Genomic DNA, 24,954 nt, shown 5'->3' on the forward strand with positions numbered 1-24,954 from the left:
GACGGGTCGTCCTATCGTGCCATGATGCGCATCAAGGCAGCAGGATACCTTCTCTGCTACAGCTTGGCACTGTAGATGCAGAAAGGCGACGCAATGACAATCGAATACCGCGAAGATGACGCAACCCGCACAGCCGAAATCCTTGTCAGCGGCAAGATCACAGTCGAAGACTACATTGCGGCGGTGGAACCAATGCAGGCTTTCATCGACCGCCATGGGACCGTCAAGTTCATCGAAATCATCGAGAGCTTTTCGGGCGTAGACTCCTTGATACTTTGGCCGGGCATCAAGTTCGACTGGAAGAACATCAGCAAAATCAGTCATGTGGCGGTGGTCTCGGACCTTGGTTGGGTCGGGCCGATGTCAAAGGCCGCGGGGGCGCTCATCTCGTCAGATGTGAGATTCTTCGAAATGGATGATCTGGAAGCCGCGCGGGCATGGGTTAAACAGGCCTGACCCGTGCGACAGCGCCGCGCGTCAGGAAAGGCGTATCCCCCATCGCGCAGCTCTCCCGTCCCAAAGTTATGACCCGGACACGCCCGGTATAACGCGGTCAAGCGCCTCGGGCACGCTTGCTGCCGTTTGCGGTTTGGGTGCCGTCATATCCGCGATGGCAGATGCAAGGAAAGTGCTGTAGCGGTCCGGGGCAACGGCCTGCGCCAACACCCCATCGACCGAAACATGCTCCAGCAACGGCGCGACCATGGCTAGATAGGCGTCCTGCCCGTTTTGCGAAATCAGGAACGTCTTGAGCAGGAACAAGACCACTCCCAGCCCCACAAAATACCGAACGACGCCAGCGGCGAAGGCGACACGCCGATCTCGCACCGTTGCGCGATATTTCGGATTTTGCTTCAAATGCGCGCGCAGGACCGATTCGCGCCGCGCATCAAAGTCTATCATCTGTTTCGGTGTCATACCCTCAAACCCCGCAATTGCCGTTTCTGGGCCTTAGAACACCATGGAAATCGGGCACAAACTTGGCGCAGGGCGGGCACAGGCGCGTTAGTTTCGCGACAAAGTTAACGTCGCCCAATCACCGATGTCTTCGCGGTGATGCAACGAGAAGCCCGCATCGAGATAGGCGGCCAGAACGGTCTCGGCCTGCTCCACCAACAGACCCGACAGAATGGCATATCCCCCCTGCCCGATCATCCGCCCCATCTCTGGTGCCAGCGCGATCAATGGTCCCATCAGAATATTGGCAAAGACAAGGTCGAAGGGCGCTGCGGCGATCAGGTCTGGATGGTCAAAGCCCGTGGCCTCCAAGCAGATCACCCGACCGTCCAGCGCGTTGGCAGTCACATTGGCCTGCGCGACCTCGACCGCAATGGCGTCAATATCACTTGCCAGAACCGGGTCGGGCCAGATCTTGGCTGCCCCCATAGCCAGAACAGCGGTGCCGCAGCCAATATCGGCCACGCGCTTGCCCCGAAAACCGTCCGTATCCAGCCGGTCCAAAGCGCGCAGGCAGCCCAGCGTCGTGCCGTGGTGGCCAGTTCCAAACGCCATTGCCGCTTCGATCAACAGGCCGACGCGCCCCTCTGGCAACTTCTCGGCGTCATGGCTGCCATAAACGAAGAACCGACCCGCCTCGACCGGCGACAAGTCACGCTTGACCTTCGCAACCCAGTCAATTTCAGGCAGTTCCGATACAACGAAAGTCTTGGCACCAAAAGCCTGCGCCAGAAGCGTCAGTTCGACATCATCCGGCATGTCGATGAAATAACCACCGACTTCCCAAAGGCCCGACCCGTCCTCCATCTCGAACACGCCAACGCCGGTGGGTTCGGGGTCCATGTTCTCCATGGCCTCGGACAGCGCATAGGCAGCGGCTTCAGAATTCAGCGTCGTGATCGCGGTGAAGGTGGTCATGGGGCATGCTTTCGCGGCAAGGATACTTCCGCCGCGATACAGCCGCCCCCGGCCACGGTCAAGCGCCGCACCGGCCCCAAGACGAAAGTGCGCCCGCGCGTGGGTCGGGCGGCGCGCAAGGGTGGGGGGGGTGGGCGCGACGACCGAGCCACGCGCGGGCGCGGTCAGGCCGTCAAACCCACGGGGCAACTCACGCCTGTTCCACCAATCCCGCAATAGCCATTCGGGTTCTTGTGCAAATATTGCTGGTGATAATCCTCGGCATAATAAAATTCCGGCGCGGGCAGAATTTCCGTCGTGATCGCGCCGTAACCGGCTTGCAGCAAGCGCGGCGCAAAAGCGTCGCGGCTGGCCATCGCCGCAGCCAGTTGCGTATCGCCATAAGCATACACCCCGGAGCGGTATTGCGTGCCCCGGTCATTTCCCTGCCGCATGCCTTGGGTCGGATCATGCCCTTCCCAGAATTTCGCAAGCAAAGCTTCGTAGCTGATCTGGGCGGGATCGAAGATCACGCGCACCACCTCATTGTGGCCAGTCTGACCTGTGCAGACCTCTTGGTATGTCGGGTTGGGCGTAAAACCACCCGCATAGCCCACCATCGTCAGCCAGATGCCCTTTGACTGCCAAAAGATGCGCTCCACACCCCAGAAGCAGCCCATGCCGAACATCGCCTGATCCATGCCCTCTGGCACAGCCGCCTTAAGCGGACGATCCCAGATCGCATAGCGCTCTGCCGTTGCGATCGGGTCAGCGCGCCCCGGCAAGGCTTGGGCGGCATCCGTCATCTGGATTTTCTTGGGGCTGAAGCCAAACATCGCGCTCTCCTGTGTTGCTATGCAGTAGATAAATCAGAACAGCGCGACTGCAAGGTCACTCGCCCGGTCGTGACAAGCTGAACACATCACGCACCACAGCGTAATCCCGATAGCCACACCGGGCGAGCGGCTGAAACCGCGTAATGTCGAACTTCCCGTCCACCATGCAATCATCGCGAAGGTGGACGCCCATGACCTCGCCCACGACAATGAAATTCGCTTCGCCATCCAACTGGATGATCTGGCGCATTTCGCATTCCAGCGCAGCGGGGGCATTTGCCACGCGCGACGCGGCGATCACGTGGCAATCTGCGCGCGCAATGCCTGCATGGTCGAACTCATCCACCTCGCGCGGCCATGCGCCGGAACTTGCATTCATCACGTCGCGGGCCGCAAATTCCACCACGTTCACGCAGAACACGCCGGTTTCACGGATATTGGCGACCGAATCCTTGGTGCCGTCCCGGTCTGGCTTTGCACTGGTCGAGGCGAACATGACCTGTGGCGGCGTATAGGCCACGGCGTTGAAAAACGAATAGGGCGCAAGATTGTCACGCCCGTCGGCACCCCGCGTCGCAATCCAGCCAATCGGGCGTGGCGCGATCACGGCGTTGAACGGGTTGTGCGGCAGGCCGTGTCCGGCTTTGGGTTCATAGAACATCGCGGCGTTTCCTTTGATTTGCGCCCAACCTAGCGCCATGCTAACCGCGCCGCCAGACCATGCGGGAAAAGCCATGCAGTTAGCGCGCGAAACCCCGACCGACTGGTGGGAGGTCGAGGCCCTCTACGACCTGTGTTTCGCGCCGGGGCGTGAAGCCTTGTCATCTTACAGGTTGCGCGACGGCGGCGACCCGGTGGCCGAACTGTGCCTGCTGCTACGCGACGACAGTGGCGTGGCCGCCGCGATCCGCTATTGGCCTGTTCGCGTCGGCGCGGCGCGCGTGCTGTTGCTGGGGCCAATCGCTGTGCACCCTACTCATCAAAGCGAAGGGCTGGGCGGCTGGTTGATCCGCGAATCGCTGGACCGCGCGCGCGATCTTGGCTGGACACGGGTGCTGTTGGTGGGCGACGCGCCCTATTACAGCCGGTTCGGCTTTGCCCGCATGCACGACGTAAAAATGCCTCCCCCCACAAATCCGGCGCGGGTGTTGGGGCTGGCACTGGTGCCGGGTGCCTGGGACGGGGTTTGCGGTCAGGTGGAAAAGCCAGACCAGCCCTATTCTACCAGCGATGCAACATAGTCCAACAAGGCCGGGCGCGCGCTCTCCAGACCACGCACCTGCACCCGCGCGATCAGCTCGGAAACCTCGTTCAGGTTTGACCGCCGGATCAACGACTTGACCGGACCGATAGACGCAGGGCGCATGGACAGCGCAGAAATTCCGATCCCGGCCATGGCCAGTGCATCGACCGGGCGTCCCGCATCTTCACCACAGAAAGACAGGACCGTTTCGGTTTCGTGGCAGCGATCCACGATCTTTTGCAGAAAGGTCAGAAAGCTGACATTCAGCGTGTCATAGCGGCGGCGCACCAGTTCGTTTTCGCGGTCGGCGGCAAAGAAGAACTGCTTCAGGTCATTGCCACCAATAGAGATGAAATCAACCTCGCGGAAGAAGCTCTCCGGCGCATAGGCCAGTGACGGCGTTTCCATCATTGCACCGACCTTCAACTTGGAAGGGAGTGAATGGCCAAGACGGCGCTCGCGCTCTATTTCCCGCATCAGCGTGTCACGCGCACGGGTGAATTCTTCCCCTGTCGCCACAAGCGGAAACATCACACTCAGAGGACGGCCCGCCGCCGCGCGGATAAGCGCCTGCAACTGCATCCGCAGCACACCCGGTTTGTCGAGGCCAACGCGCAGCGCACGCCACCCCATAGCCGGGTTCGGCTCGTCTGGGCGTTTCATGTATGGTGCGACCTTGTCGGACCCGATATCGAGCGTGCGGAAATGCACGCTTTTGCCCGCTGCCGCATCCAGAACGCGCGCATAAGTCGCCACAAGTTCCGACCGCCGCGGCATGCGTTCGCGGATCAGGAACTGCAATTCTGTCCGGAACAGACCGACGGCTTCGGCCCCCGACGTCGGCAGCGATGGCAGGTCCGCCATAAGCCCCGCGTTCATCTTCAGTATTACCTGCGTGCCGCACCGCCCCACGGCGGGTTTGTCGCGCAGGCTGGCATAGCGTTCCTGCGCCTTGGCCTGCATCGCCATCTTGTCACGAAACGCACTTGTAATGCTGTCATCCGGGCGCAGATGCACCACACCTTCAGTGCCATCGACAAGAATGTGATCCCCGCTTAGCGCATCGGTTGTAATGCGCGGCACGTTGATGACCAACGGTATTGCCAAAGCCCGCGCCACGATGGTCGCATGGCTGCCGACCGCGCCTTCCTCCAGCACCACGCCGCGCAATTTCCGACCGTATTCCAGCAGGTCGCCGGGGCCGATATTACGCGCAACCAGAATGGCGCGTTCAGGCATTTCGGCGCCGGTTTCCACACCCTGCCCAGTCAGAATACGCAGCAGGCGGTTCGACAGGTCATCCAGATCGTGCAACCGGTCGCGCAAATATTGGTCAGGCACGGTTTCCAACCGGGCGCGCGCGGCGGATTGCTCTTTCTCGACCGCCGCCTCTGCGGACAGGCCCAAACGGATATCTTCCTCCATCCGCTTGATCCAGCCGCGCGAATTGGCGAACATGCGGTAGGTTTGCAAAACTTCCTGATGCTCTTTGTCGCCCGCTCGCGCGATATTGAGCATATCATCCACCGACCCACGCAGCCGATCTATGGCATCATGCAGGCGGGCAATCTCTGCCTTTGAATCGTCATTTACAAGGTTGGTGACCACCACGCGCGGTTGATGCAGCCAGACATGGCCCTCGGCTTCGCCTTCTTGTGCGGCCACGCCCGGCAGGGTCACCGCGTTCTTGTGCGGAGACGCAAAACTTGTGCCCTCCCCGACGAAAGCCCCAAGCTCGGTCATCTCGGCAATGACCATGGCTACCACTTCAAGCCCGTAAATTTCATCTTCGGAATAGTCGCGGGCTTCCTTGGACTGCACCACAAGCACGCCAAGACGTTCGCCAAGACGCTGCACAGGCACACCCAGGAATGACGTGAACACCTCCTCGCCGGTTTCGGGCATGTAGCGAAACCCGGACTCTGACGGGGCATTGGCGCTTTTCAAAGGCCGGGCCAGACGCGCGACCTTGCCCACCAACCCTTCGCCAAAGCGCAGGCGGGTTTCATGCACGGCCGTCGGTCGTAGCCCTTCGGTTGCGCAAAGCTCCAGCGTGTCCGGGTTGCGAAACAGATAGATCGAGCAGACATCAGTCCCCATCGACCGCGCAATGATCGTGGTTATCCTGTCCAGCCGTTCCTGCCCCGGCTGGGCGCTGGCCATTTCATCGCGCAACTCGCGCAACATGCGGCGGCTGTCGGTTTCCGTCCTGTGGGGCATGGCCCCTCCCGATCCCGTGGCGAGTTTTATCCCGCCTTGTCCAGTTCAAACGCATCATGAAGGGCTTGAACCGCCAATTCCATATATTTCCTGTCGATCAGAACGGAAATCTTGATCTCTGATGTGGCGATGACCTTGATATTCACACCATCCGCCGCAAGCGCCCGGAACATGCGCGCGGCGACACCGGCATGGCTGCGCATCCCAATTCCGACAACGGACACTTTGGCTGCGTCCTCGTCCACTTCCAGCGTGTCATAGTTAATGTGGCCAGCATCGCGCGCGGCTTCAAGCGCCTTGCGGGCGCGGGCAACCTGATCGACCGGACAGGAAAAGGTCATGTCGGTCACAGGCTTGTCACTGCCTTGCGCCTTCTCCGAGATGTTCTGCACGATCATGTCCACATTCACGCCGCTATCCGCCAGCGGGCCAAAAATGGCGGCAGCGATGCCGGGCCTATCCTCGACCGTGACAAGGGTCAGCTTGGCTTCTTCGCGGCTATAAGCCACGCCAGAGACAACTTTCGATTCCATGATCTCATCCTCATCACAGACCAGAGTTCCTGATTGCTCATCCGTCTCATCGAACGATGACAGCACGCGCAGGCGCACCTTGTAGCGCATCGCCAATTCGACTGAGCGGGTTTGCAGCACCTTCGCGCCGAGGCTGGCCAGCTCCAGCATTTCCTCGAAGCTGATCTTGTCGAGCTTGCGCGCTTTGCTGGTGATGCGCGGGTCGGTCGTGTAAATCCCGTCCACATCGGTATAGATGTCGCACCGCTCCGCCCCGAAGGCGGCGGCAAAGGCCACGGCGGTGGTATCGGACCCACCGCGCCCCAAGGTGGTGATACGGCCTTCGGGGCTAACACCCTGAAACCCCGCGATCACGGCCACCTTGAAGCCTTCGGCGAATTTCATGTCCAGATTGGCGCGCGGAATATCCACAAACCGGGCCGCGCTATGCGCGCTGGTGGTCTGGATCGGCACCTGCCAGCCCTGCCAGGATCGCGCAGGAACGTCCATTTCTTGCAAGGTCAGCGCCATCAGCCCGGCGGTCACGTTCTCGCCCGAACTGACCACGGCATCATATTCGCGCGCGTCGTAAAGCGGCGAGGTTTCATTCACCCATCCGACCAGTTCGTTGGTCTTGCCCGACATGGCCGAGACGATGACGATCACGTCGTAGCCGCGATCCACCTCTGCCTTGACCTTGGCCGCCGCGTTGCGGATGCGGTCCAGATCGGCGACAGAGGTGCCCCCGAATTTCATCACCAGAAGCGGCATGCGCAGACCTCTTCGCCCCAGAATTGCGTCGCCCTTCTACGCGCGGGCGGAAACCTGCGCAAGATGAACCGCGCGCGGCAGCCCGGCACGTTTGCGCAAATAGTCAACGCTGTCGGTAAGCTCTGGCCGCATAGGTCCGGGGCGCGGCGGATCGTTGAGCGTGGCAATCCAGTGAGGTTGAACCTGCCACGCCGGGCCGCGCCGGTTCCATGTCAGGTTTTGCAGGATAGCTTGCGCAGGCGTGGGCAATTCGCCACTCACCTCCTGGCCGTTCAGCACGCCCCAGACACGGGTCCAACAGCGCGCGACAGACCACGGATTATAGCCGCCCCCGCCCAGCGCGATCAGCCGGGGAGACGCATCGCGCAGCGCCAGCGCGACTTCGGCATGGGCGTTGTTCGACAAGGCCAGCCGTGACAGCGGGTCTTCCAATATCGCGTCTGACCCGGATTGCAGCACCACCGCCTGTGGGTCGAACTGCGCGAGCAGGGGTAGGATCAACCTGTGCAGCACATGCGCCATCTCTGTATCGTTGAACCCGCGCGGCACCGGCAGATTGTAACTGCGTCCGCCCCCGGTATCGTCCAGCTTGCCTGTGTAAGGCCAGCGGTTCTCTTCGTGGATCGACACCAGCAGCATGTCATCCGCGCCGCCCAAAGCCGCTTCGACCCCATCGGCATGGTGGGCATCTATGTCGATATAGGCAATCCGGGTCAGACCCAGACGCCGCAAGGCCAAAAGGCACAGAACCGGGTCGTTCAAATAGCAGAACCCGTTCGCGCGGTCGGCCATGGCATGATGCGTGCCCCCGCCGGGAACATGCACGACACCGCCATCCGCGACCAGTTCCGCCGCGAGCACGACCCCGCCGGCGCCGGTAGCCGGGCGGCGAAACATTTCAGGAAAAACCGGGTTCGCAGTGGTGCCCAAGGCATGGCGGGCAAACGCCCCCTCATCGACCGCCTGCGTGGCTTCGGCCTTTTCTAGCGCGTTGATGTAGGCGGGCGTGTGAAACCCCGTCAGGGCCGCAGGTTTGGCGCGCGGGCTGGCGCGATATTGCTCCGGCCCCAGCCAATCCAACGCGCGCACAAGGTCCATCACAGTCGAGACGCGCGGAATATGCAGCGGGTGCGCCGCGCCATAGCTGGACCCGCGATAAATCTCTGACCCGATGAAAACCGGCGTCACGGCAGCGCGCGGCGGATTTCGCTTGTGATCGCGCGTGCGGTGGGGCGCGTGGATGACCCCCAAAACCCGATCAACTCTCCATCTGGTCCAATCAAGGCCTTGTTGAAGTTCCAATTCGGCGATTTGCGATGCTCTTGCGCCAACCAGCGATAGAATGGGTGCGCCGCCGGCCCGCGCACCGGGGTAATCTCTGTAATCGGAAAGGTCAGCCCCGTCTCGACCCGGCAGAATTGCGCAACATCGTCGTTGCTGCTGTATTCTTGGTTAAAATCCTCTGACGGAACGGCGAGCACGACCAGCCCGTCATCACCATATTCGTCATACAGAGCCTGCATGTCGCGATATTGACGCGTGAACCCGCAAAATGACGCGGTATTGACGACCAAGACCGGCTGCCCGCGCCAAGCGGACAAATCCAGCTTTTCACCATCCAACGCGGTAAAGCTGAACGCATGTGCCATCGGCGCGGCCAAAAACGTGACAAGGAAAGCAAGAATGTAGCGTATCATGTGCGGAAGTTAGGCCGCAGCGTCTGCCAAACAAGAGCGCAGAAACTGCTTTCATCTTGAATTGCCTTTGCGGATCGTTAAGTCGTGAAGCGTTATCACAAGGCACCGCCATGATAAAATACACGCTCGATTGCCCCAAGGGTCACAGGTTCGAAAGCTGGTTCCAGTCTGGCGCGGCCTATGATGACCTGCGTGATCGCGGGCTTGTCACCTGCCCGGACTGTGGCAGCGACGATGTCACCAAGGCCATCATGGCCCCATCCGTCAAAACCGCCAAACGTGTCGAGGTTGCGGAAAAGCTGCAAGCCCTGCGCGCAGAGGTCGAAGCGAAATCGGAATATGTCGGGAAAGATTTTGCGCATCAGGCGCGTGCCATGCACTTGGGCGATGCGCCGGAACGCGCAATCTACGGCGAAGCGAAACTTGAGGACGCCAAGGCATTGATCGACGATGGCGTGCCAATCATGCCGCTGCCCTTTATCCCAAAAAGCAAGGCAAATTAAAACGCCCGCGGCTGGCAGGCCGCGGGCGCAGGCGTTCAACGCGCGACTGTATCAGCGGCGGAACCGGCCTTGTGCGACGGCATCAATATCGGCGCGCTCCAGCCCGATATCAGCCAATTCACGGTCACTGAGCGCGCCCAGTTGCTTGCGGGTGGTCCGTTGCGCATTCCACGTCATCAGGGTGGCGACAAGTGCGCCAAGCGATAGGCCATGGAAACCGGCAAGGACCTCTGCCGCGGTGTTGCGGCTTTCTGCGTAGAAGGTCATGTCTGGTCTCCGAAAGAAAAGTTTTCAAACTGCTGCATCTTTATGCATGATGGGCAGATAGTCTGGGACAAAGCCTTGCACAACTCAGAGAAAACGCATGCCCCATATGCCGTTTCTGCATGGCTGCACACCAGATCAGCCTGCGACCCACTTGGCAGATGTTCGCTTTTCGTGCTAACCATGAAAAAACATCAGGCAGGGCCAGAACATGATGCGCGTAATCGGCATAGATCCAGGCTTGCGCAACCTTGGCTGGGGCGTGATTGACGTGGACGGGGTGCGCATGCGCCATATCGGAAATGGCATCTGCCATTCTACCGCAAAGGCCGATCTGGCCACGCGCTTGCTGGAATTGCACCAGCAACTGACCGATGTGCTGGCTCGCTTTGCGCCACACACTGCGGCGGTGGAACAAACCTTTGTCAACAAGGACGCGGTCGCCACGCTGAAACTGGGCAGCGCACGTGGCATTGCGCTGCTTGTGCCTGCGCAGGCGGGGCTTCAGGTCGGGGAATATGCCCCGAACGCGGTTAAGAAAGCTGTGGTCGGCGTGGGCAAGGCCGCCAAGGAACAGGTGGATCATATGGTCCGGATGCAGCTTCCCGGCGTGAAAATCGAAGGGCCGGACGCGGCAGACGCTTTGGCCATCGCCATTTGTCATGCATTCCACAGCCAGACCGCACAACGCACAGCAAGGGTGGTGGGATGATCGGCAAGCTGACAGGCGTGGTCGACATGCGCGGGACCGATCATGTGCTGCTGGATGTGCGTGGCGTGGGGTATATCGTTTATGTCTCGGATCGGACGATGATGGGCCTGCCAGGTCGGGGTGAGGTGGTTGCGCTTTATACCGACATGGTGGTGCGTGAAGACCTGATGCAGCTTTACGGCTTCCCAAGCCTGTTGGAAAAAGAATGGCACCGCGTGCTGACCTCGGTTCAGGGCGTGGGGGCGAAAGCGTCGCTCGCGATCTTGGGCGCTTTGGGGCCGGAAGGCGTGTCGCGCGCGATTGCGCTGAATGACAGCGCGGCCCTGCGCAAAGCGCCCGGCGTCGGCCCGAAACTGGCCTTGCGCATCGCCAACGAGCTGAAAGACAAGGCCCCGGCACTTATGGCGGTGGATCGCCCAGCCATGCCCGCAGCCACCGTTCCCGATGCCGATGTGCTCGACCCCGCACCCAAACGCGCGGCTTCGGCACCCCCTGCGCCCGCGCCGTCGAACGCGGTGGCCGAAGCCATGTCAGCCCTTGCCAACCTTGGCTATGGCCCGTCCGATGCCGCCCGCGCGGTGGCCGAAGCGCAAACCGACCTGCCAGAGGCCGACACGGCCACATTGATCCGCGCGGCACTGCGCCTGCTGGCACCGAAAGGGTAGCGCCATGACCACACCCGACCCCACGCTGCGCGGGCAGGACATGCCAAATGACAGCCCCGAGCTGGATCGGGCTTTGCGGCCCCAAGGGCTTGACGAATTTGTCGGTCAGCAAGAAGCGCGGTCGAACCTGCGCGTGTTCATCCAATCTGCCAAAATGCGGGCAGAGGCGATGGACCATACATTGTTTTACGGGCCACCGGGCTTGGGCAAGACCACGCTGGCGCAGATCATGGCGCGCGAATTGGGGGTGGGCTTTCGCATGACCAGCGGCCCGGTTCTGGCCAAAGCCGGCGATCTGGCCGCGATCCTGACCAACCTGGAAGCGCGCGATGTGCTGTTCATCGACGAAATTCATCGCCTTAATCCGGTTGTGGAAGAAGTGCTCTACCCCGCGATGGAGGATTTCCAGCTGGATCTGGTCATAGGTGAAGGGCCAGCCGCGCGCACTGTGCGGATCGAATTGCAACCCTTCACGCTGGTGGGCGCTACCACCCGGCTGGGCTTACTGACCACGCCCCTGCGGGACCGTTTCGGCATCCCGACCCGTCTGCAATTCTATACAGAGGATGAACTGTGTCTGATCGTGGCACGTGGCGCGCGGCTGTTGGGGGTTGCGGCCGAAGAAGACGGCGTGCGAGAGATCGCCAAACGCGCGCGCGGCACGCCGCGCATTGCCGGCCGCCTGCTGCGCCGGGTGGTCGATTTTGCACTGGTCGAGGGCGATGGGCGGCTGACCCGCCCCTTGGCCGACAATGCTCTGACCCGGCTGGGCGTGGACAAGCTGGGGCTGGACGGGGCCGACCGGCGCTACCTGTCGCTGCTGGCAGATAATTACGGCGGCGGGCCTGTCGGCGTGGAAACCATCGCCGCCGCGCTGTCGGAAAGCCGCGACGCGATCGAGGAAGTCATCGAGCCTTACCTGCTGCAACAGGGCCTGCTGGCCCGCACCCCGCGCGGGCGCATGCTGGCAACCAAAGCATGGGCGCATTTGGGCTTGCCCGCACCCGCACCAGAACACCAAGGCCGCCTGTTCGAAGGTTAAAGCAGCGTGGTTGCTTGCACCCACCAGCCGGGATACGCGCGCGCCACGGCCCCTGCCGCGCCCTGCGCTGCGGTCAGATCGGGAAACAGCCCGAAACAGGTCGCCCCAGAGCCGGACATGCGCGACAGCGCAGCGCCCGCATCATCCAGCGCAGCAAGTGCTGTAGCAATTGCCGGAACCGCGGCGCAGGCCGGGGCTTGCAGGTCGTTGCGTTGGTCAGCCAACCAGCGCGTAAACTCGGTAAAATTGGCCTCAACGGGCAAATGATCGGGCAGGGGCGCGTTATCCTTGCGCTCAAGCGCCCGGAACATAGCCGGGGTGGACACACCCACACGCGGATTGACCAAGACCATTGCCATCGGCGCAAGCTGCGGGATCGCCAAGACATCCTCGCCGATACCACGCATCCGGCAAGGCTTCGCGGCCATGCAGACCGGCACATCCGCGCCCAATGTCAGAACATCGCCCGGCATGGGGCACCCCGCAAGCCGTGCGATCAGGCGCAAAGCCGCAGCCGCGTCGGAAGAGCCGCCGCCAATACCAGAGGCGACAGGCAAATGTTTCTCTAACGTAAGGGCGATATTATCGGCTTGCATCAGCCGCGCCGCGCGCAGCACCAGGTTATTACCTTCGCCCGATAAACCTGCCGCTTCCGGCCCGATCACCTTTAGGGATAGCCCCTGCCCGACAGAGCCGTGCAACACGTCGCCAAGGTCGGTAAAAACAACCAGCGAGTCCAGCAGGTGATAGCCGTCAGCGCGCTGCCCGATGACATGAAGCGCAAGATTGACTTTGGCAGGTGCGGCTTCCGTCACCGCAGCAGATAACGTCATTGCGCGTCGGTCATCGCGTCGGGAGGGGTTTTGCCCTGCTCGATCTTGCGGCGCACAAGATCCACGTCCAAATCCGGGTGCGGCGCAAAGGACAAGGCGCGCCGCCACTGGAAACGTGCCTCGCGTTCCCGGCCCACAGCCCAATACACATCGCCCAGATGATCGTTCAGGATCGGATCGGTCGGCATCAACTCCACCGCGCGTTCCATGACCGGCACGGCCTCATCATAGCGCCCCAGTCGATAATAGGCCCAGCCCAGACTGTCGACGATATACCCGCTATCGGGTTCCGCTTCGACCGCGCGTTCGATCATGCCAAGGGCTTCATCCAATTTCATCCCTTTATCTATCAGCGAATAGCCGAGGTAATTCAGCACTTGCGGCTCATCCGGGACAAATTCCAGAACGCGGCGGAATTCGGGTTCGGCACGCTCCCATTCGCCAAGGCGTTCAAGCGTGATGGCGCGGGTATATAGTAACACCCAATGCCGTTCCTCGACGCTCTCCAGCAGGTCAAGGGCATGGGCATAGGCAGCTTCTGCCTGTTCAAATTCTTCCTCGCGGCGCAACTGATCGCCAAGAGCGCTATGCACAAGAACAGAGTCCGGCCGGTCACGCGACAAAGCGCGCAGGCTCTCGATAGCCCTTTCGACATCGCCGCTGCGGGCAAGCGCATTGGCCTTTCCAAGCTGCGCGGCCAGGTATTGCGGATTGTCGGCAGGCATCCGGTCATAGACCGCGTTTGCAAGGGAATATTGTTCGGCCCGTTCCAGAAGCTGCCCGGTGAACAAGATAGCCTCTGCATGGTCAGGCCGCAGCGCCAGCGCAAGCCGGGCGTATATCAGCGGGAGCCAATCGCCACGCTCTACGGGAAGTGCAGCGGCAAGTGTGAAATAAGTCTCTGCCATGCCATCGCGGGCAGAGGTAATCGTCTCGAACGGGATTGCACGTCCCTCGCGCAGCGCGGCGCGCAGCTCCGCAACATCCTGATCCGGCGCTGCTCCGAACATCGCATCGGTCAGCTGTAGCGCATCGTCCATCCGCCCAAGCTGCGACAAGATGGAAATATGCGCGACGACACCACGACGGCTAAGTCCGATTGGCCCTTCGGCCTCCCCGGTCAACAAGGTTTCAGCGCGCTCCAGATCGCCCACGAAGGCAAGCGCCAGCGCCTTGAAATACAACGCGAAAGGCGCCAGTTCTTCGCGCTCTGCGATGACGACATCGAAGGCTGCCAGCGCATCCGACATGCTGCCGCGCCCCAATTCGGCCCAGGCGCGTGCCATGGGGTCGGTCAGCGGGCCGGTCTGCGCACCGTCCTCAATGGCTGCGATCGCCACGTCATAAACGCTTCGGTTGAAAGCATCAGCTTGCATGAGCAGGTTGGCGACATTGCTTGCGCTGCCGCTTGCCGTAATCTCTGCGGCGCGCTCTACCGCGCGTTCGAAATTCCCTGCCAGCAAATGACCCTGCATGGACAATTCGCGAAAACCGGGATTGTCGGGGTCGGTTTGCAACAAGCGATCATGGCTTGCGGCCATTTCTTCGAAATCACTGTGGGTCACGGCCACCCGTGACGACAGGAACGCACCCGCCACACCAATGTCAGGGCGGGGTTGCGCCGGGGCGGGGTCGAAGGGCAGGCTTGCCAGCAGCGAAGCGCACATGGCCAGCTTCGCTATAAAGATCACAGGTTTTTGCACGCCGGGGCTTCTCCGTTTGGTTGCGATAACCCTAGTGCCATGCCCCCCGACAGGCAATCGCCTGCCAATCAAAATTCGGTTTATCTTGGCCGATTACATATTTGGATAGTTCGGCCCATCCCCACCTTGCGGCGTGACCCAGTTGATGTTCTGGCTTGGGTCTTTGATATCACACGTCTTACAATGGACGCAGTTCTGGAAGTTGATGACAAAGCGTGGATCGCTCCCCGCCTCTTCCACCACTTCATACACGCCCGCCGGGCAATAGCGTTGCGCGGGTTCGGCGTATTTGGGCAGGTTGACCTTGATCGGCACGGTCGGGTCGACCAGCGTCAGGTGCGCGGGCTGGCTTTCTTCATGGTTGGTAAAGGAATAAGCCACGTTGGTCAGCCTGTCGAAGGACAGCTTGCCATCCGCCTTGGGGTAGTCGATGGGCTTGTGCTTGGCGGCCTCGCCCGTCGCCTCAGCGTCCGACTTGCCATGCCCGATTGTGCCAAACAGCGAAAAACCGAGCGTGTTGGTCCACATGTCCAGCCCACCCAGTGTGAGCGAGGGCAAAAGCCCCCATTTCGACCACATGGGTTTGACATTGCGCACCTTTTTCAGGTCTTGGCCCACCGGGCCGTTGCGCAGTTCATGTTCATAGGCTGTTAGCTCATCCCCCGAACGGTCCGCCTTGATGGCCTGATACGCAGCCTCTGCTGCGGCCTTGCCCGACAGCATGGCGTTATGGTTGCCCTTGATGCGCGGCACGTTGACCAACCCGGCCGAACAGCCAAGCAGCGCGCCACCGGGGAACACCACCTTGGGGATGGACTGGTAGCCACCTTCGGAAATGGCGCGCGCGCCATAGGCGACACGTTTGCCGCCCTTGAGCAGTTCAGCCACCATTGGGTGATGCTTGAACCGCTGGAATTCCTGATAGGGCGACAGATACGGGTTCTCGTAGTTCAAATGCACCACGAAGCCGACATACACTTGGTTGTTGTCAATGTGGTAGATGAAGCTGCCACCTCCGGCATTGCTGCCCAAGGGCCAACCCATCGTATGCGTGACGGTGCCGATCCGGTGCTTTTCCGGGTCGATTTCCCAGATTTCCTTCATGCCAAGGCCAAATTTCTGCGGTTCCATGCCATCCGACAGGTTGAACCGCGAAATCACCTCTTTCGACAATGAGCCGCGCACGCCTTCGGACAGGAACACATATTTACCGTGAAGCTCCATTCCCGGCTCATACCCATCGCCCGGTGTGCCATCGGGGTTCTTGCCAAATTCGCCCGCGACCACGCCCTTGACCGCGCCATCCTCGCCATAAACCAGTTCGGAACAGGACATGCCGGGGAAAATCTCTACCCCCAGTTCTTCGGCCTGTTCGGCCATCCAGCGGCAGACATTCGCCATCGACACGATGTAATTGCCGTGATTGTTCATCAACGGCGGCATCGGCCAGTTCGGCACACGGATGCTGCCCGCTTCGCCCAGCATGTAGAAATTGTCTTTACGCACGGGCACGGAAATCGGCGCGCCGCGGTCTTTCCAGTCGGGGATAAGCGCATCCAGGCCGCAGGGGTCCAGAACCGCGCCCGACAAGATATGGGCGCCGACCTCTGACCCTTTTTCAAGCACGACCACGCCCAGATCGGGATCAAGCTGCTTCAGCCGGATCGCGGCGGACAGGCCAGCAGGACCCGCGCCCACGATGACGACATCATATTCCATGGCTTCACGGTCGATGGCGGTCATGTTCGCTCCTAATCATTGCGCATGGCGGCACCTGCGCGACATATTCTGTCGCACAGCCCTAGCCCAGGTCTGGCGGCAGGGTCAATGCTTACGCGGCGTTGCAGCACGAACAACCGTCAGAACGCGACAATATGTATCCGCAACACGAAATTCGCATTGCGCTTGCAATCGGCGTGCCTCTGCGCTCAGATACAGTTGGAGTAACAGATAGCCCCGGCCCAAGCCGCGGGCTGTCTTTATATATAAGAGTGGGGACGATACATGGAAAAACTGCCCCTGACCCGCGCCGGTCAGCAACTTCTGGACGCAGAATTGAAGCGTTTGAAGTCCACCGAGCGCCCGGCGGTGATCCGCGCCATTGCGGAAGCCCGCGAGCATGGCGACCTGTCGGAAAATGCCGAATACCACGCAGCTCGTGAAAAGCAGAGCTTCATCGAGGGTCGGATCAAAGAGCTGGAATCGGTCCTGTCGCGTGCAGATGTCATCGATCCGGCAAAGCTGTCGGGCAGCGTCAAATTCGGCGCGTCGGTCAAGCTGGTCGATGAGGATACCGACGAAGAAAAGACCTACCAGATCGTGGGCGAGGCCGAGGCCGATCTGGAAAAGGGATTGCTCAATCTGAAATCGCCGCTTGCACGGGCGCTGATTGGCAAGGACGAAGGGGATACCGTCACCGTGCGCACGCCGGGCGGAGAACGCAGTTACGAGATACTCGAAATCCAGTATATCTAGCGCATGTCACGGACACCGCCTTCCGCCGCAGAGCCAGCATCAGACCGCGTTGCACACCGGGCGGCCCGCGCGCCGTCGCGGCTGATGGATCGCGGCGTGTTGCGGGCCTTGGCACTGGCGGTCTGGCTGTTGGCGGCGGCTCTGTTCTTCCTGTTGGCAGATTTCGCGACAATGGAAGATGTGACGCTTGCCATGTTGGCGGTGGGCCTGTTTTTGCCCGCAATTCTGGTTTCGTTGGTGCTGCTGCTGGCCAATGCCATGTCCGAGATGCGCGCAGAATCTGAACAGCTGCAAGGCAGCATTGACGAATTGCGCCGCGGCCTGTTGCAGCGCACCGGAGCAGATTCAGACCTGCCGCGTGAAGCCGCCCAGAAGCTGGAAAAACTAAGCGCGCAGGCCGAGCAGACAGAAAGCCGGCTGACGATGTTCTTTTCGCAGCGCGCACAAGCAGGCCGCGCGGCGCAGACCGCTTCCCAGGAACCCCAAGCGCGGCTGGCACTTGCCGGGTTCGAAGCCGACCCCGGCGATGCAATGGACCCGGCAACCCTGATCCGCGCGTTGCATTTCCCCGAGGACGCGCAAGACACCGAAGGCTTCGCCGCGTTGCGCCGTGCCTTGGGGGATGCCCGCATCGCGCCACTTATAAAGGCCGCGCAAGATGTGCTGACCCGGTTGGCGCAGGAAGGCATCTACATGGATGACCTGCGCCCCGACCGCGCACGCCCCGAATTTTGGCGGGCCTTCGCGCAGGGCACCCGTGGCGCCTTGGTCGCGCCGCTTGGCGGTATCCGTGACCGGTCTTGCCTGGCGCTGAGTGCCGGGCGGATGCGGTCCGATCCCGAATTCCGCGCCGCCGTCCATTTGTTCCTCCGCGAATTCGACAAGGTCTTGTCAGCCTTCGAGCCTTCGGCGGATGATGCGCAGATCGCGGCGCTGTCCGATACACGGTCCGCGCGCGCTTTCATGCTTTTGGGCCGGGTCAGCGGCGTGTTCGCGCGGTGACTTGAATTTGCGCCCGGCGGGCGCTAAGCAAGGTTCACATGTTCACGACCGCGTATCGACGCAGAGGCGGCCCCATGACACTTCCGCAAGATTTCTGGCAAGGCTTTCGGGCAGGTTTGCCCTTTCTTCTGGTCATCCTGCCGTTTGGCATTGTCTTTGGTGTGGTTGCGACAGAGGCGGGTCTGAACCTAAGCCAAACCATGGGCTTTTCCGTCTTCGTGATTGCGGGCGCGGCGCAGTTCGTGGCAATCCAGCTTATGGTGGAAAACGCACCTATCCTGATTATTCTTGCCACTTCGCTGGCCGTGAACCTGCGCATGGCGATGTATTCCGCCAGCCTTGCCCCGCATCTGGGGCCGGTGCCATGGTGGAAACGCGCGGTTGTGGCCTATTTCATGGTCGATCAAGCCTATGCGGCGTCTATCCTGAAATACGAAGACAGCCCACAGATGCCCCCACGCGCAAAGCTGGCCTATTACATGGGCGTCATCACCCCGGTCTGCCCCATGTGGTATGTCGCCACTTATGGCGGCGCGGTGCTGGGCGATGTCATCCCGGCGGATTTGCCCATAGACTTTGCGGTGCCAATCACCTTCCTGGCCCTGATCGTGCCCATGCTTCGCTCTGCCGCGCATGTGGTCGCTGCCGTGGTGTCTATTACCGGGGTTTTGGTGTTTTCCTTCGTGCCGTTCAACCTTGGCCTTTTGCTGGCGGCGCTTCTCGCAATGGTCGCGGGCGCAGAGGTGGAACGCAGGATCACGAAGCGGAACGCCGGATGACCCTGACCAATCCCCAAATCTGGCTGGTCATCCTTGGGCTTGGCGCGGGGTCTTACCTGCTGCGACTGTCATTCCTTGGTATTGTCGGAAGCCGCGATCTGCCGGAATGGCTGCTGCGCCACTTGCGCTATACTGCCGTTGCCGTCATGCCCGGAATGATTACGCCCATGATCCTGTTTCCAGCGGCAACGGGTGGCGCCTTCGACATCGTGCGCATGGGCGCGGCGATTGCGACCATCGCCATCAGCATCTGGACACGCAATTCAACGCTGACCATTTTCGGCGGTGCCGCGGTCCTGTTCGCACTGCATTTCCTGCTCGCGGCATAACACCACAGGCGGCTTAGACCCGGCGCAAAACTGCGCCGGGATTCATGATGCCTGCCGGGTCCAGTGCCGTTTTGATCGCCCGCATCGCCGCCAGTTTGACAGGGTCGCCATAACGTTCCAGATCAGCAACCTTAAGCCGACCAATCCCATGTTCAGCGCTGACGGACCCACCCATCTGATGCACCAGATCATGCACACAGGTCTTGATGGCGTTGCGCTGGTGCTCGTGGTCGGCCCGTGATCGGCCGGGCACAGGGAACACGTTGTAATGCAGGTTTCCGTCGCCCAGATGGCCAAAACAGTTGATCCTGAAATCGCCAATCCTCGCCAGTTCCGGCCCGGCCCGGTCGATAAAACCGGGAAGTTCCGACAAGGGCAACGAGATATCATGGCTCGACACGGCCCCGATATGTCGGTTCGCCTCTGGGATGGATTCGCGCAGGCGCCAGAACTCGGCGCGCTGTGCGGCATTCTGGGCAATTAGCCCGTCTGTAACCAGCCCGTGTTCCATTGCATCGGTCAGAACCCTTTCCATCAATGTCGCCAAATCAACCCCGGCGGGGGCGCCAAGGTCCAGCAGCACCATCCAGTCCGGAGCCCGCGCGAAGGGCTGGCGGACTTGCGGCATGGTTTCGGCCAGAAACGCCAGCCCCATACCGCCGATTAACTCGAAGCCAGAGATCATGCCCGACAGCTGCTCCTGCGCCAGTGCCAGCAGGTCCAACGCCGCCTTGGGGCTGGTCACGACCAACATTGCCGCGCCCTCGGACTGGTTGCGCGGGAACAGGCGCAAGCTCGCCGCCGTGATAACCCCAAGCGTGCCTTCCGACCCCAGCAAAAGATGCCGCAGGTCATAGCCCGTGTTGTCTTTACGCAACCGCTTTAGCCCATGCCAGATGCTACCATCGGGCATAACCGCTTCCAGCCCAAGCACCAGATCGCGCGCATTGCCGTAGCGCAACACGTTCACGCCACCCGCATTCGTGGCCAACAGCCCCCCGATCCGCGCCGACCCTTCGGAGGCCAGTGAAAGCGGGAACAACCGGCCATTGGCTTCGGCGGCAGACTGCACATCCGTCAAGATCGCACCCGCCTCGGCCACCAACACGTTTTCGGACGGGTGCACAGCGCGGATCGCTGTCATCCGTTCCAAAGACAGCAGCAACGGTGCGGGGCCGTCAGGTGTGATCTGACCACCCACCAACCCCGTTCCGCCACCATAAGGCACCACAGCAACGCGCGCCGTATGACAGGCGCGCAGAATCGTCGCCACGTCATCGGTGTTGCGTGGCAGCGCCACCGCTCCGGCCAGGCCGTCCCAGCGGCCGCGCGGTTCCGACAAATAACGTGTCTCTGGCGCGCGGACGCACCCGTCTGGCAACATGTCGGACAGCCGAGACACAAAATCCGCGTCACAAGGGGTCAGGTCAGTTTTCTGCATGGCCCAGACATTAGCCCCGCGCGCGGGGTGCGCAAGGGGTCGCGCGATATGCGCGGCCCCGTGGGTGGGTGGGTGGGCGCGGCCCGCGCGCGCAGGCACTACGCCCCGGCATCGGTGCGCCCGCGTCGGTCGTTGCGCAAATTGGCATACAGAACATGTGTCCGCCACCGCCCGGATATCTGCAAATAGCTTTGCGCCACCCCTTCATATTTGAAGCCGGCCCGCTCCAGCACCCCGCGCGAGGCGACATTCTCCGGCAAGCATGCCGCTTCGATGCGTGACAGGTCCATCAACGTAAAGGCATAATGGACAACAGCCCCGATCGCCTCGCGCATGTAGCCTTGGCGGGCATAGGGCGCGCCAACCCAATATCCCAATGTGCCTGCTTGCGCCGGACCGCGCCGGATATTGTCCAGCGTGATCGCGCCGACAAGCTGCGAATCTTCGCGCCGAAATATGAATAATGGCAAAGCCGTATCCAGCCGGTGACAGCGCGCCGCCCAATTCACCCGGTTCAAAAATGCCCGCCGCGACAGATGGTCGTCCGACCATGTCGGCTCCCACGGGGTCAGGAACCCGGCAGAGGCGCGGCGCAGATCAGACCAAGGGCGATAATCGATATGTTGCGGCAAACGCAGAACCAGACGGTCACTGTCCAGTTGCAGCTTGGGCCGCCGCCCCAGCATCAGGCCGCAAGCCGCGCTTGCAAGGCTGACAGATCCGGCGCAGCCGCCACGGGACCGTAAAGCGCCATCGCACCCTTGCCCCCGACCAGCAGGCTTTCGGCATGGGCGCGTACCCCCTGCACATTGACCGCGTCGATCTTTGCAATCGCCTCTGACAGGTCCGGTACCCGCCCCCAGATGGACAAAAGCTTTGCCAGCCGTTCCGCGCGGGCTGAAGGGCTTTCCAGCCCCATCAACAGACCTGCTTTCATCTGTGCCCGCGCGCGCGCGACCTCGGCCTCTGACATGTCCCCGGCGGCGCGCTTCAACTCATCCATCGTCAAAAGCGCCAGATCGGCGACCTGATCGGCCCCGGTGCCTGCGTAAATGGTAATCATACCGGTGTCAGAATAAGCCCCGGATTGCGCAAAGACCGTGTAACACAGCCCCCGTTCTTCGCGCAGACGCTGGAAGAGGCGTGACGACATGGAACCGCCAAGCGCGCCGGAGAACACTTGCGACGTGTAGAAATCGGCGTGGCGATAGGCAGGCGCTTCAAGCGCGAAGGTGAAATGCGCCTGCTCCAGGCTGCGCGTCTCGCGCCGCTCGCCTTGGTGGAATTTCGCGGGCGCTGCCACGGCTACGGGCTTTGCAACCAAATGCCCGAAAAGCGGCTCGGCCAGACGCACCAGCATATCATGGTCAATAGCCCCCGCCGCCGACAGGATCATTTGCCCCGGCCCGTAATGGCTGGCAACAAAGCCGCGCAAATCGTCCGCACCAAAGCCCTGAACACCCGCGCTTGGCCCCAGAATGGGCCGACCGATGGGCTGACCGGGATAGGCGACCTCTTGCAGCCAGTCGAAGATGATGTCGTCGGGTGTGTCCAGCGCCTGCCCGATTTCTTGCAGGATCACACCGCGCTCGACCTCTATCTCGCGCGCGTCAAAGGCCGGGTTCAGGACAATATCGGCCAGAACATCCAGCGCCAGCGCCACATCGGCGCGCAGCACGCGGGCATAAAACGCCGTCATCTCGCGCGAGGTATAGGCGTTGATATACCCGCCCACATCCTCGATTTCCTCGGCGATTTGCAGCGCGCTGCGCCGGGCCGTGCCCTTGAACGCCATGTGTTCCAAGAAATGCGCGATGCCGTTTTGCTCGGCATGCTCGTGGCGGGCGCCCGCATCCACCCACAAGCCAACGGCGGCGGATTCCAGGGTGGGCATGTGTTCAGTGACAATGCGAAAGCCGTTTGGCAGGGTCGTGGTCTGGATGGTCATGCAGTGCGGTTCTCGCGGATATGAGTCTGAATGGCGGAAAGGTCATTGGTCAACCGTGTAACCCGTTCCGGGCGGTCGAACAGGTCGGCCATGCGTTCGGGCAATGCCGGCCGCGCGCCGGTCGCGTCCTCGACCGCGTCGGGGAACTTGGCCGGATGGGCGGTCGCCAGCGTGACCATGGGCGTCGCTGACAAATACGTTTCTGCCACATGCACGCCCACTGCGGAATGCGGGCATAGCACTTCGGCGGTGTCCTGCGCGGTGCGGGTGATCGTGGCCGTGGTTTCCTCTTCCGAGGCGCGGCCCGACGCAAAGGTTTCACGCAGAAATTCCAGCGCGCCTTGGCTGATCTGAAAGCCGCCGCCCGATTTCAGCTCTTCCATTAGCTGCGCCACGGCGGCACCGTCACGCCCGTAGGCGTCGAACAAGGCGCGTTCAAAATTCGAACTGACCTGAATATCCATGGACGGGCTGATAGACGGTTTGACCCCATCGGTCAGATACCCGCCCGTGGCCAAAGCGCGGTGCAAAATATCGTTCTGATTGGTGGCGATGACCAGTTTTTCAATCGGCAGCCCCATGGCGCGGGCAATATAGCCTGCGAAAATGTCACCGAAATTGCCGGTCGGCACGGTAAAACTGACAGGCCGGTGCGGCGCGCCAAGCGTGACAGCGGCAGAGAAGTAATAAACCACCTGCGCCAGCACGCGCGCCCAGTTGATGCTGTTAACACCCGCCAGCCCCACCTCGTCGCGGAAGGCAAAATCGTTGAACATATCCTTGACCAACGCCTGACAGGTGTCGAAATCGCCATCCACGGCCAGCGCGTGCACATTCGCCTCAGACGGCGTGGTCATCTGGCGGCGCTGCACCTCGGATACCCGGCCATGCGGATAGAGGATGAACACATCGACATTATCCAGCCCACGAAACGCTTCAATCGCTGCCGAGCCGGTGTCGCCAGAGGTCGCGCCCACGATGGTCACGCGGTCGCCCGACCGCTTGAGCGCCGCCTGAAACAACTGTCCGATCAATTGCATGGCAAAATCTTTGAACGCCAAGGTCGGGCCGTGAAACAGTTCCAGCAGGAAATGGTTGGGCGCAAGTTGCTTCATCGGCGCGCGCGCCGGGTGGCCAAACCCCGCATAAGCGCGGGCGATGATCTCGCGGAATTCGTCATCGGTAAACGCACTGCCGATGAAGGGGCGCATGACAAGGAACGCCTGTTCCTCGTAGCTTAGCCCGGCAAGGCTTGCGATCTCCGACATCTTCATCGGTGGCACATGGTCGGGAAGATATAAGCCCCCGTCACGTGCCAGCCCGGTCAGCATGGTTGCCTCAAAGTCCAGCACAGGTGCGGTGCCGCGGGTGGAGATATACTGCATGTAAGAACCGATCCTCAGTCGCGTTGCGCTCTGATACGCCACAGAAAGAAAACTGTCATCCCCGCCCATGCAAGCGCCATCAGAAACCATTGCACGGCGTAACCCAAGTGATTGTCGGGGATGGAGACGCCATCCACTGGCATGGGCTGTATCAGCGGATGCGGGGGGTTGCTGGCGCGCAGAACCAGCATGACCGGTTCAGTGCCCAGATGTTCGGCCAACGGCGCCACGTCGCGGGCGAAAAACAGGTCATCCGCCCGGTCATACCCCGGAGTGAAGCTGTCGGCGTCATTTGGCCATTGCAGATTGCCTACAAGCGTTTGCGGTTCGGCATCTGGCACGCCCAAATCTATACGTCGCGCTTCTGGCAGAAACCCGCGATCCACAAGGACCATGCGTCCACCCTCTGTCTGCACTGCACCGATCACCCGAAATCCCGGCCCCTGCCCTTTCAGGGCTGACAGCACAAAGGTCTGCGAAGGCTGAAAACGGCCCGTGATCCGCACCGGACGATAATTGTCGGCCTCTGGGTCCGGGCTATCGGGCAGCGCATCGGGCGTTCCCACAAGACGCGCTTCCATATCCGCGGTCAGCGTGGCTTTCTGCCCGGCGCGGTCCAGCTGCCAGACTCCAAGCGCAATCAGAATCGCAGTTCCGATCAGGCCGAATAGCGCGGGTAGGATCAAGCGGCGGGTCACGGGGCTCTCCGGTCTGGTGCAACGGAAAAGCGCGCGCCCGCA

27 protein-coding genes are annotated in these 24,954 nt (G+C 61.4%); 10 read left to right on the top strand and 17 right to left on the bottom strand.

The genetic code is table 11. The features are described 5' to 3' along the window. Window positions 1–93 precede the first annotated feature (93 nt). Window positions 94–456: a SpoIIAA family protein gene (locus M3N55_RS11750; protein ID WP_249059244.1), complete on the top strand. Its 363-nt coding sequence runs from the start codon at window positions 94–96 to the stop codon at window positions 454–456. A 66-nt stretch (window positions 457–522) separates the two neighbouring features. On the opposite strand, the gene M3N55_RS11755 is transcribed toward M3N55_RS11750, so the two are convergent. The 4 genes from M3N55_RS11755 to M3N55_RS11770 form a co-directional block, all read right to left on the bottom strand. Further along, window positions 523–918: a hypothetical protein gene (locus tag M3N55_RS11755; protein ID WP_249059246.1), complete on the bottom strand. Its 396-nt coding sequence runs from the start codon at window positions 916–918 to the stop codon at window positions 523–525. Between the two features lie 87 nt (window positions 919–1,005). Further along, window positions 1,006–1,875 carry a 50S ribosomal protein L11 methyltransferase gene (locus M3N55_RS11760; protein WP_249059248.1) on the bottom strand — a complete coding sequence of 290 codons (870 nt, stop codon included), beginning with the start codon at window positions 1,873–1,875 and terminating at the stop codon, window positions 1,006–1,008. 164 nt (window positions 1,876–2,039) lie between these two features. Next, window positions 2,040–2,690 carry a peptide-methionine (S)-S-oxide reductase MsrA gene (gene msrA, locus M3N55_RS11765; protein WP_249059250.1) on the bottom strand — a complete coding sequence of 217 codons (651 nt, stop codon included), beginning with the start codon at window positions 2,688–2,690 and terminating at the stop codon, window positions 2,040–2,042. Window positions 2,691–2,745: 55 nt separating this feature from the next. Then, window positions 2,746–3,351, bottom strand: coding sequence for a flavin reductase family protein (locus M3N55_RS11770; RefSeq protein WP_249059252.1), 606 nt, complete (start codon window positions 3,349–3,351; stop codon window positions 2,746–2,748). 73 nt (window positions 3,352–3,424) lie between these two features. Between M3N55_RS11770 and M3N55_RS11775 the strand changes: the two genes are divergently transcribed. Continuing rightward, complete coding sequence (locus M3N55_RS11775; protein WP_249059254.1) at window positions 3,425–3,931, top strand: GNAT family N-acetyltransferase; 507 nt, start codon at window positions 3,425–3,427, stop codon at window positions 3,929–3,931. Here M3N55_RS11775 and ptsP read toward each other — a convergent pair. From ptsP to M3N55_RS11795, 4 genes are read right to left on the bottom strand one after another with little or no spacing between them, the layout of a single operon-like run. Next, window positions 3,907–6,153 (bottom strand): phosphoenolpyruvate--protein phosphotransferase, encoded by a 2,247-nt coding sequence (gene ptsP / locus M3N55_RS11780; RefSeq protein ID WP_249059257.1) that lies wholly within the window; start codon window positions 6,151–6,153, stop codon window positions 3,907–3,909. The genes M3N55_RS11775 and ptsP overlap by 25 nt on opposite strands. Before the next feature lie 26 nt (window positions 6,154–6,179). Further along, window positions 6,180–7,436 (bottom strand): aspartate kinase, encoded by a 1,257-nt coding sequence (locus M3N55_RS11785; protein WP_249059258.1) that lies wholly within the window; start codon window positions 7,434–7,436, stop codon window positions 6,180–6,182. Between the two features lie 36 nt (window positions 7,437–7,472). After that, window positions 7,473–8,624 carry an acetoin utilization protein AcuC gene (locus M3N55_RS11790; RefSeq protein WP_249059261.1) on the bottom strand — a complete coding sequence of 384 codons (1,152 nt, stop codon included), beginning with the start codon at window positions 8,622–8,624 and terminating at the stop codon, window positions 7,473–7,475. After that, complete coding sequence (locus M3N55_RS11795) at window positions 8,621–9,133, bottom strand: glutathione peroxidase (RefSeq protein ID WP_249059262.1); 513 nt, start codon at window positions 9,131–9,133, stop codon at window positions 8,621–8,623. Before M3N55_RS11795 ends, M3N55_RS11790 begins: the two co-directional genes overlap by 4 nt. Before the next feature lie 110 nt (window positions 9,134–9,243). On the opposite strand from M3N55_RS11795, the gene M3N55_RS11800 reads away from it, so the two are divergent. Next, the gene (locus M3N55_RS11800; protein ID WP_249059264.1) at window positions 9,244–9,636 is read left to right on the top strand and encodes a DUF1178 family protein; all 393 of its coding nucleotides are present in this window, start codon (window positions 9,244–9,246) and stop codon (window positions 9,634–9,636) included. A gap of 51 nt (window positions 9,637–9,687) precedes the next feature. On the opposite strand, the gene M3N55_RS11805 is transcribed toward M3N55_RS11800, so the two are convergent. Continuing rightward, window positions 9,688–9,903, bottom strand: a complete 216-nt coding sequence (locus M3N55_RS11805) for a DUF1127 domain-containing protein (protein WP_249059266.1) — start codon at window positions 9,901–9,903, stop codon at window positions 9,688–9,690. Window positions 9,904–10,114: 211 nt separating this feature from the next. Here M3N55_RS11805 and ruvC point away from each other — a divergent pair, with 211 nt between their 5' ends. The 3 genes from ruvC to ruvB are packed head-to-tail and all read left to right on the top strand — an operon-like array spanning window position 10,115 to window position 12,319. After that, complete coding sequence (gene ruvC / locus M3N55_RS11810) at window positions 10,115–10,612, top strand: crossover junction endodeoxyribonuclease RuvC (protein WP_249059370.1); 498 nt, start codon at window positions 10,115–10,117, stop codon at window positions 10,610–10,612. Continuing rightward, window positions 10,609–11,277 carry a Holliday junction branch migration protein RuvA gene (gene ruvA, locus M3N55_RS11815; RefSeq protein WP_249059269.1) on the top strand — a complete coding sequence of 223 codons (669 nt, stop codon included), beginning with the start codon at window positions 10,609–10,611 and terminating at the stop codon, window positions 11,275–11,277. The genes ruvC and ruvA overlap by 4 nt, the downstream gene beginning before the upstream one ends. A gap of 4 nt (window positions 11,278–11,281) precedes the next feature. Continuing rightward, window positions 11,282–12,319 carry a Holliday junction branch migration DNA helicase RuvB gene (gene ruvB, locus M3N55_RS11820; protein WP_249059270.1) on the top strand — a complete coding sequence of 346 codons (1,038 nt, stop codon included), beginning with the start codon at window positions 11,282–11,284 and terminating at the stop codon, window positions 12,317–12,319. On the opposite strand, the gene M3N55_RS11825 is transcribed toward ruvB, so the two are convergent. The 3 genes from M3N55_RS11825 to M3N55_RS11835 all read right to left on the bottom strand — a co-directional run bounded on the left by M3N55_RS11825 (window position 12,316) and on the right by M3N55_RS11835 (window position 16,598). Beyond that, the gene (locus tag M3N55_RS11825; protein ID WP_249059272.1) at window positions 12,316–13,152 is read right to left on the bottom strand and encodes a 4-(cytidine 5'-diphospho)-2-C-methyl-D-erythritol kinase; all 837 of its coding nucleotides are present in this window, start codon (window positions 13,150–13,152) and stop codon (window positions 12,316–12,318) included. The two genes, ruvB and M3N55_RS11825, sit on opposite strands and share 4 nt — an antisense overlap. Continuing rightward, complete coding sequence (locus tag M3N55_RS11830) at window positions 13,149–14,819, bottom strand: tetratricopeptide repeat protein (protein ID WP_249059275.1); 1,671 nt, start codon at window positions 14,817–14,819, stop codon at window positions 13,149–13,151. The genes M3N55_RS11825 and M3N55_RS11830 overlap by 4 nt, the downstream gene beginning before the upstream one ends. Window positions 14,820–14,948: 129 nt before the next feature. Then, entirely contained in the window at window positions 14,949–16,598 is a 1,650-nt protein-coding gene (locus M3N55_RS11835) for an electron transfer flavoprotein-ubiquinone oxidoreductase (protein WP_249059277.1), read from the bottom strand. A gap of 261 nt (window positions 16,599–16,859) precedes the next feature. On the opposite strand from M3N55_RS11835, the gene greA reads away from it, so the two are divergent. The 4 genes from greA to M3N55_RS11855 all read left to right on the top strand — a co-directional run bounded on the left by greA (window position 16,860) and on the right by M3N55_RS11855 (window position 19,440). Beyond that, a complete protein-coding gene (greA, locus tag M3N55_RS11840; RefSeq protein ID WP_249059278.1) occupies window positions 16,860–17,330 on the top strand; it encodes a transcription elongation factor GreA in 471 nt (156 codons plus the stop codon). Window positions 17,331–17,333: 3 nt separating this feature from the next. Next, window positions 17,334–18,332 (top strand): hypothetical protein, encoded by a 999-nt coding sequence (locus M3N55_RS11845; protein WP_249059282.1) that lies wholly within the window; start codon window positions 17,334–17,336, stop codon window positions 18,330–18,332. Between the two features lie 74 nt (window positions 18,333–18,406). Then, a complete protein-coding gene (locus M3N55_RS11850; RefSeq protein ID WP_249059283.1) occupies window positions 18,407–19,111 on the top strand; it encodes an AzlC family ABC transporter permease in 705 nt (234 codons plus the stop codon). Continuing rightward, window positions 19,108–19,440 carry an AzlD domain-containing protein gene (locus tag M3N55_RS11855; protein ID WP_249059286.1) on the top strand — a complete coding sequence of 111 codons (333 nt, stop codon included), beginning with the start codon at window positions 19,108–19,110 and terminating at the stop codon, window positions 19,438–19,440. The genes M3N55_RS11850 and M3N55_RS11855 overlap by 4 nt, the downstream gene beginning before the upstream one ends. 13 nt (window positions 19,441–19,453) lie before the next feature. Here the strand turns inward: M3N55_RS11855 and M3N55_RS11860 are convergent, their stop codons facing one another. From M3N55_RS11860 to M3N55_RS11880, 5 genes are all read right to left on the bottom strand, one after another. After that, window positions 19,454–20,881, bottom strand: coding sequence for an FAD-binding oxidoreductase (locus M3N55_RS11860; RefSeq protein ID WP_428982646.1), 1,428 nt, complete (start codon window positions 20,879–20,881; stop codon window positions 19,454–19,456). Between the two features lie 98 nt (window positions 20,882–20,979). Continuing rightward, window positions 20,980–21,567: a GNAT family N-acetyltransferase gene (locus M3N55_RS11865; RefSeq protein ID WP_249059289.1), complete on the bottom strand. Its 588-nt coding sequence runs from the start codon at window positions 21,565–21,567 to the stop codon at window positions 20,980–20,982. Continuing rightward, window positions 21,567–22,829, bottom strand: coding sequence for a M16 family metallopeptidase (locus M3N55_RS11870; protein WP_249059290.1), 1,263 nt, complete (start codon window positions 22,827–22,829; stop codon window positions 21,567–21,569). The genes M3N55_RS11865 and M3N55_RS11870 overlap by 1 nt, the downstream gene beginning before the upstream one ends. Next, window positions 22,826–24,214: a threonine synthase gene (gene thrC, locus M3N55_RS11875; protein ID WP_249059293.1), complete on the bottom strand. Its 1,389-nt coding sequence runs from the start codon at window positions 24,212–24,214 to the stop codon at window positions 22,826–22,828. The genes M3N55_RS11870 and thrC overlap by 4 nt, the downstream gene beginning before the upstream one ends. Before the next feature lie 14 nt (window positions 24,215–24,228). Then, complete coding sequence (locus M3N55_RS11880; RefSeq protein WP_249059296.1) at window positions 24,229–24,912, bottom strand: SURF1 family protein; 684 nt, start codon at window positions 24,910–24,912, stop codon at window positions 24,229–24,231. Window positions 24,913–24,954: the final 42 nt, after the last annotated feature.

The sequence above is a fragment of the Roseinatronobacter domitianus genome, from assembly GCF_023336755.1.
GTDB classification, from domain to species: Bacteria; Pseudomonadota; Alphaproteobacteria; order Rhodobacterales; family Rhodobacteraceae; genus Roseinatronobacter; species Roseinatronobacter domitianus.

Bases quoted from the DNA above. Each gene is read 5' to 3' on its own strand.
- M3N55_RS11750 (WP_249059244.1), top strand. From the start codon at position 94: ATGACAATCGAATACCGCGAAGATGACGCAACCCGCACAGCCGAAATC.
- M3N55_RS11755 (WP_249059246.1), bottom strand. From the start codon at position 918: ATGACACCGAAACAGATGATAGACTTTGATGCGCGGCGCGAATCGGTC.
- M3N55_RS11760 (WP_249059248.1), bottom strand. From the start codon at position 1,875: ATGACCACCTTCACCGCGATCACGACGCTGAATTCTGAAGCCGCTGCC.
- msrA (WP_249059250.1), bottom strand. From the start codon at position 2,690: ATGTTTGGCTTCAGCCCCAAGAAAATCCAGATGACGGATGCCGCCCAA.
- M3N55_RS11770 (WP_249059252.1), bottom strand. From the start codon at position 3,351: ATGTTCTATGAACCCAAAGCCGGACACGGCCTGCCGCACAACCCGTTC.
- M3N55_RS11775 (WP_249059254.1), top strand. From the start codon at position 3,425: ATGCAGTTAGCGCGCGAAACCCCGACCGACTGGTGGGAGGTCGAGGCC.
- ptsP (WP_249059257.1), bottom strand. From the start codon at position 6,153: ATGCCCCACAGGACGGAAACCGACAGCCGCCGCATGTTGCGCGAGTTG.
- M3N55_RS11785 (WP_249059258.1), bottom strand. From the start codon at position 7,436: ATGCCGCTTCTGGTGATGAAATTCGGGGGCACCTCTGTCGCCGATCTG.
- M3N55_RS11795 (WP_249059262.1), bottom strand. From the start codon at position 9,133: ATGATACGCTACATTCTTGCTTTCCTTGTCACGTTTTTGGCCGCGCCG.
- M3N55_RS11800 (WP_249059264.1), top strand. From the start codon at position 9,244: ATGATAAAATACACGCTCGATTGCCCCAAGGGTCACAGGTTCGAAAGC.
- M3N55_RS11805 (WP_249059266.1), bottom strand. From the start codon at position 9,903: ATGACCTTCTACGCAGAAAGCCGCAACACCGCGGCAGAGGTCCTTGCC.
- ruvC (WP_249059370.1), top strand. From the start codon at position 10,115: ATGCGCGTAATCGGCATAGATCCAGGCTTGCGCAACCTTGGCTGGGGC.
- ruvA (WP_249059269.1), top strand. From the start codon at position 10,609: ATGATCGGCAAGCTGACAGGCGTGGTCGACATGCGCGGGACCGATCAT.
- ruvB (WP_249059270.1), top strand. From the start codon at position 11,282: ATGACCACACCCGACCCCACGCTGCGCGGGCAGGACATGCCAAATGAC.
- M3N55_RS11825 (WP_249059272.1), bottom strand. From the start codon at position 13,152: ATGACGTTATCTGCTGCGGTGACGGAAGCCGCACCTGCCAAAGTCAAT.
- M3N55_RS11830 (WP_249059275.1), bottom strand. From the start codon at position 14,819: ATGTGCGCTTCGCTGCTGGCAAGCCTGCCCTTCGACCCCGCCCCGGCG.
- M3N55_RS11835 (WP_249059277.1), bottom strand. From the start codon at position 16,598: ATGACCGCCATCGACCGTGAAGCCATGGAATATGATGTCGTCATCGTG.
- greA (WP_249059278.1), top strand. From the start codon at position 16,860: ATGGAAAAACTGCCCCTGACCCGCGCCGGTCAGCAACTTCTGGACGCA.
- M3N55_RS11845 (WP_249059282.1), top strand. From the start codon at position 17,334: ATGTCACGGACACCGCCTTCCGCCGCAGAGCCAGCATCAGACCGCGTT.
- M3N55_RS11850 (WP_249059283.1), top strand. From the start codon at position 18,407: ATGACACTTCCGCAAGATTTCTGGCAAGGCTTTCGGGCAGGTTTGCCC.
- M3N55_RS11855 (WP_249059286.1), top strand. From the start codon at position 19,108: ATGACCCTGACCAATCCCCAAATCTGGCTGGTCATCCTTGGGCTTGGC.
- M3N55_RS11860 (WP_428982646.1), bottom strand. From the start codon at position 20,881: ATGCAGAAAACTGACCTGACCCCTTGTGACGCGGATTTTGTGTCTCGG.
- M3N55_RS11865 (WP_249059289.1), bottom strand. From the start codon at position 21,567: ATGCTGGGGCGGCGGCCCAAGCTGCAACTGGACAGTGACCGTCTGGTT.
- M3N55_RS11870 (WP_249059290.1), bottom strand. From the start codon at position 22,829: ATGACCATCCAGACCACGACCCTGCCAAACGGCTTTCGCATTGTCACT.
- thrC (WP_249059293.1), bottom strand. From the start codon at position 24,214: ATGCAGTATATCTCCACCCGCGGCACCGCACCTGTGCTGGACTTTGAG.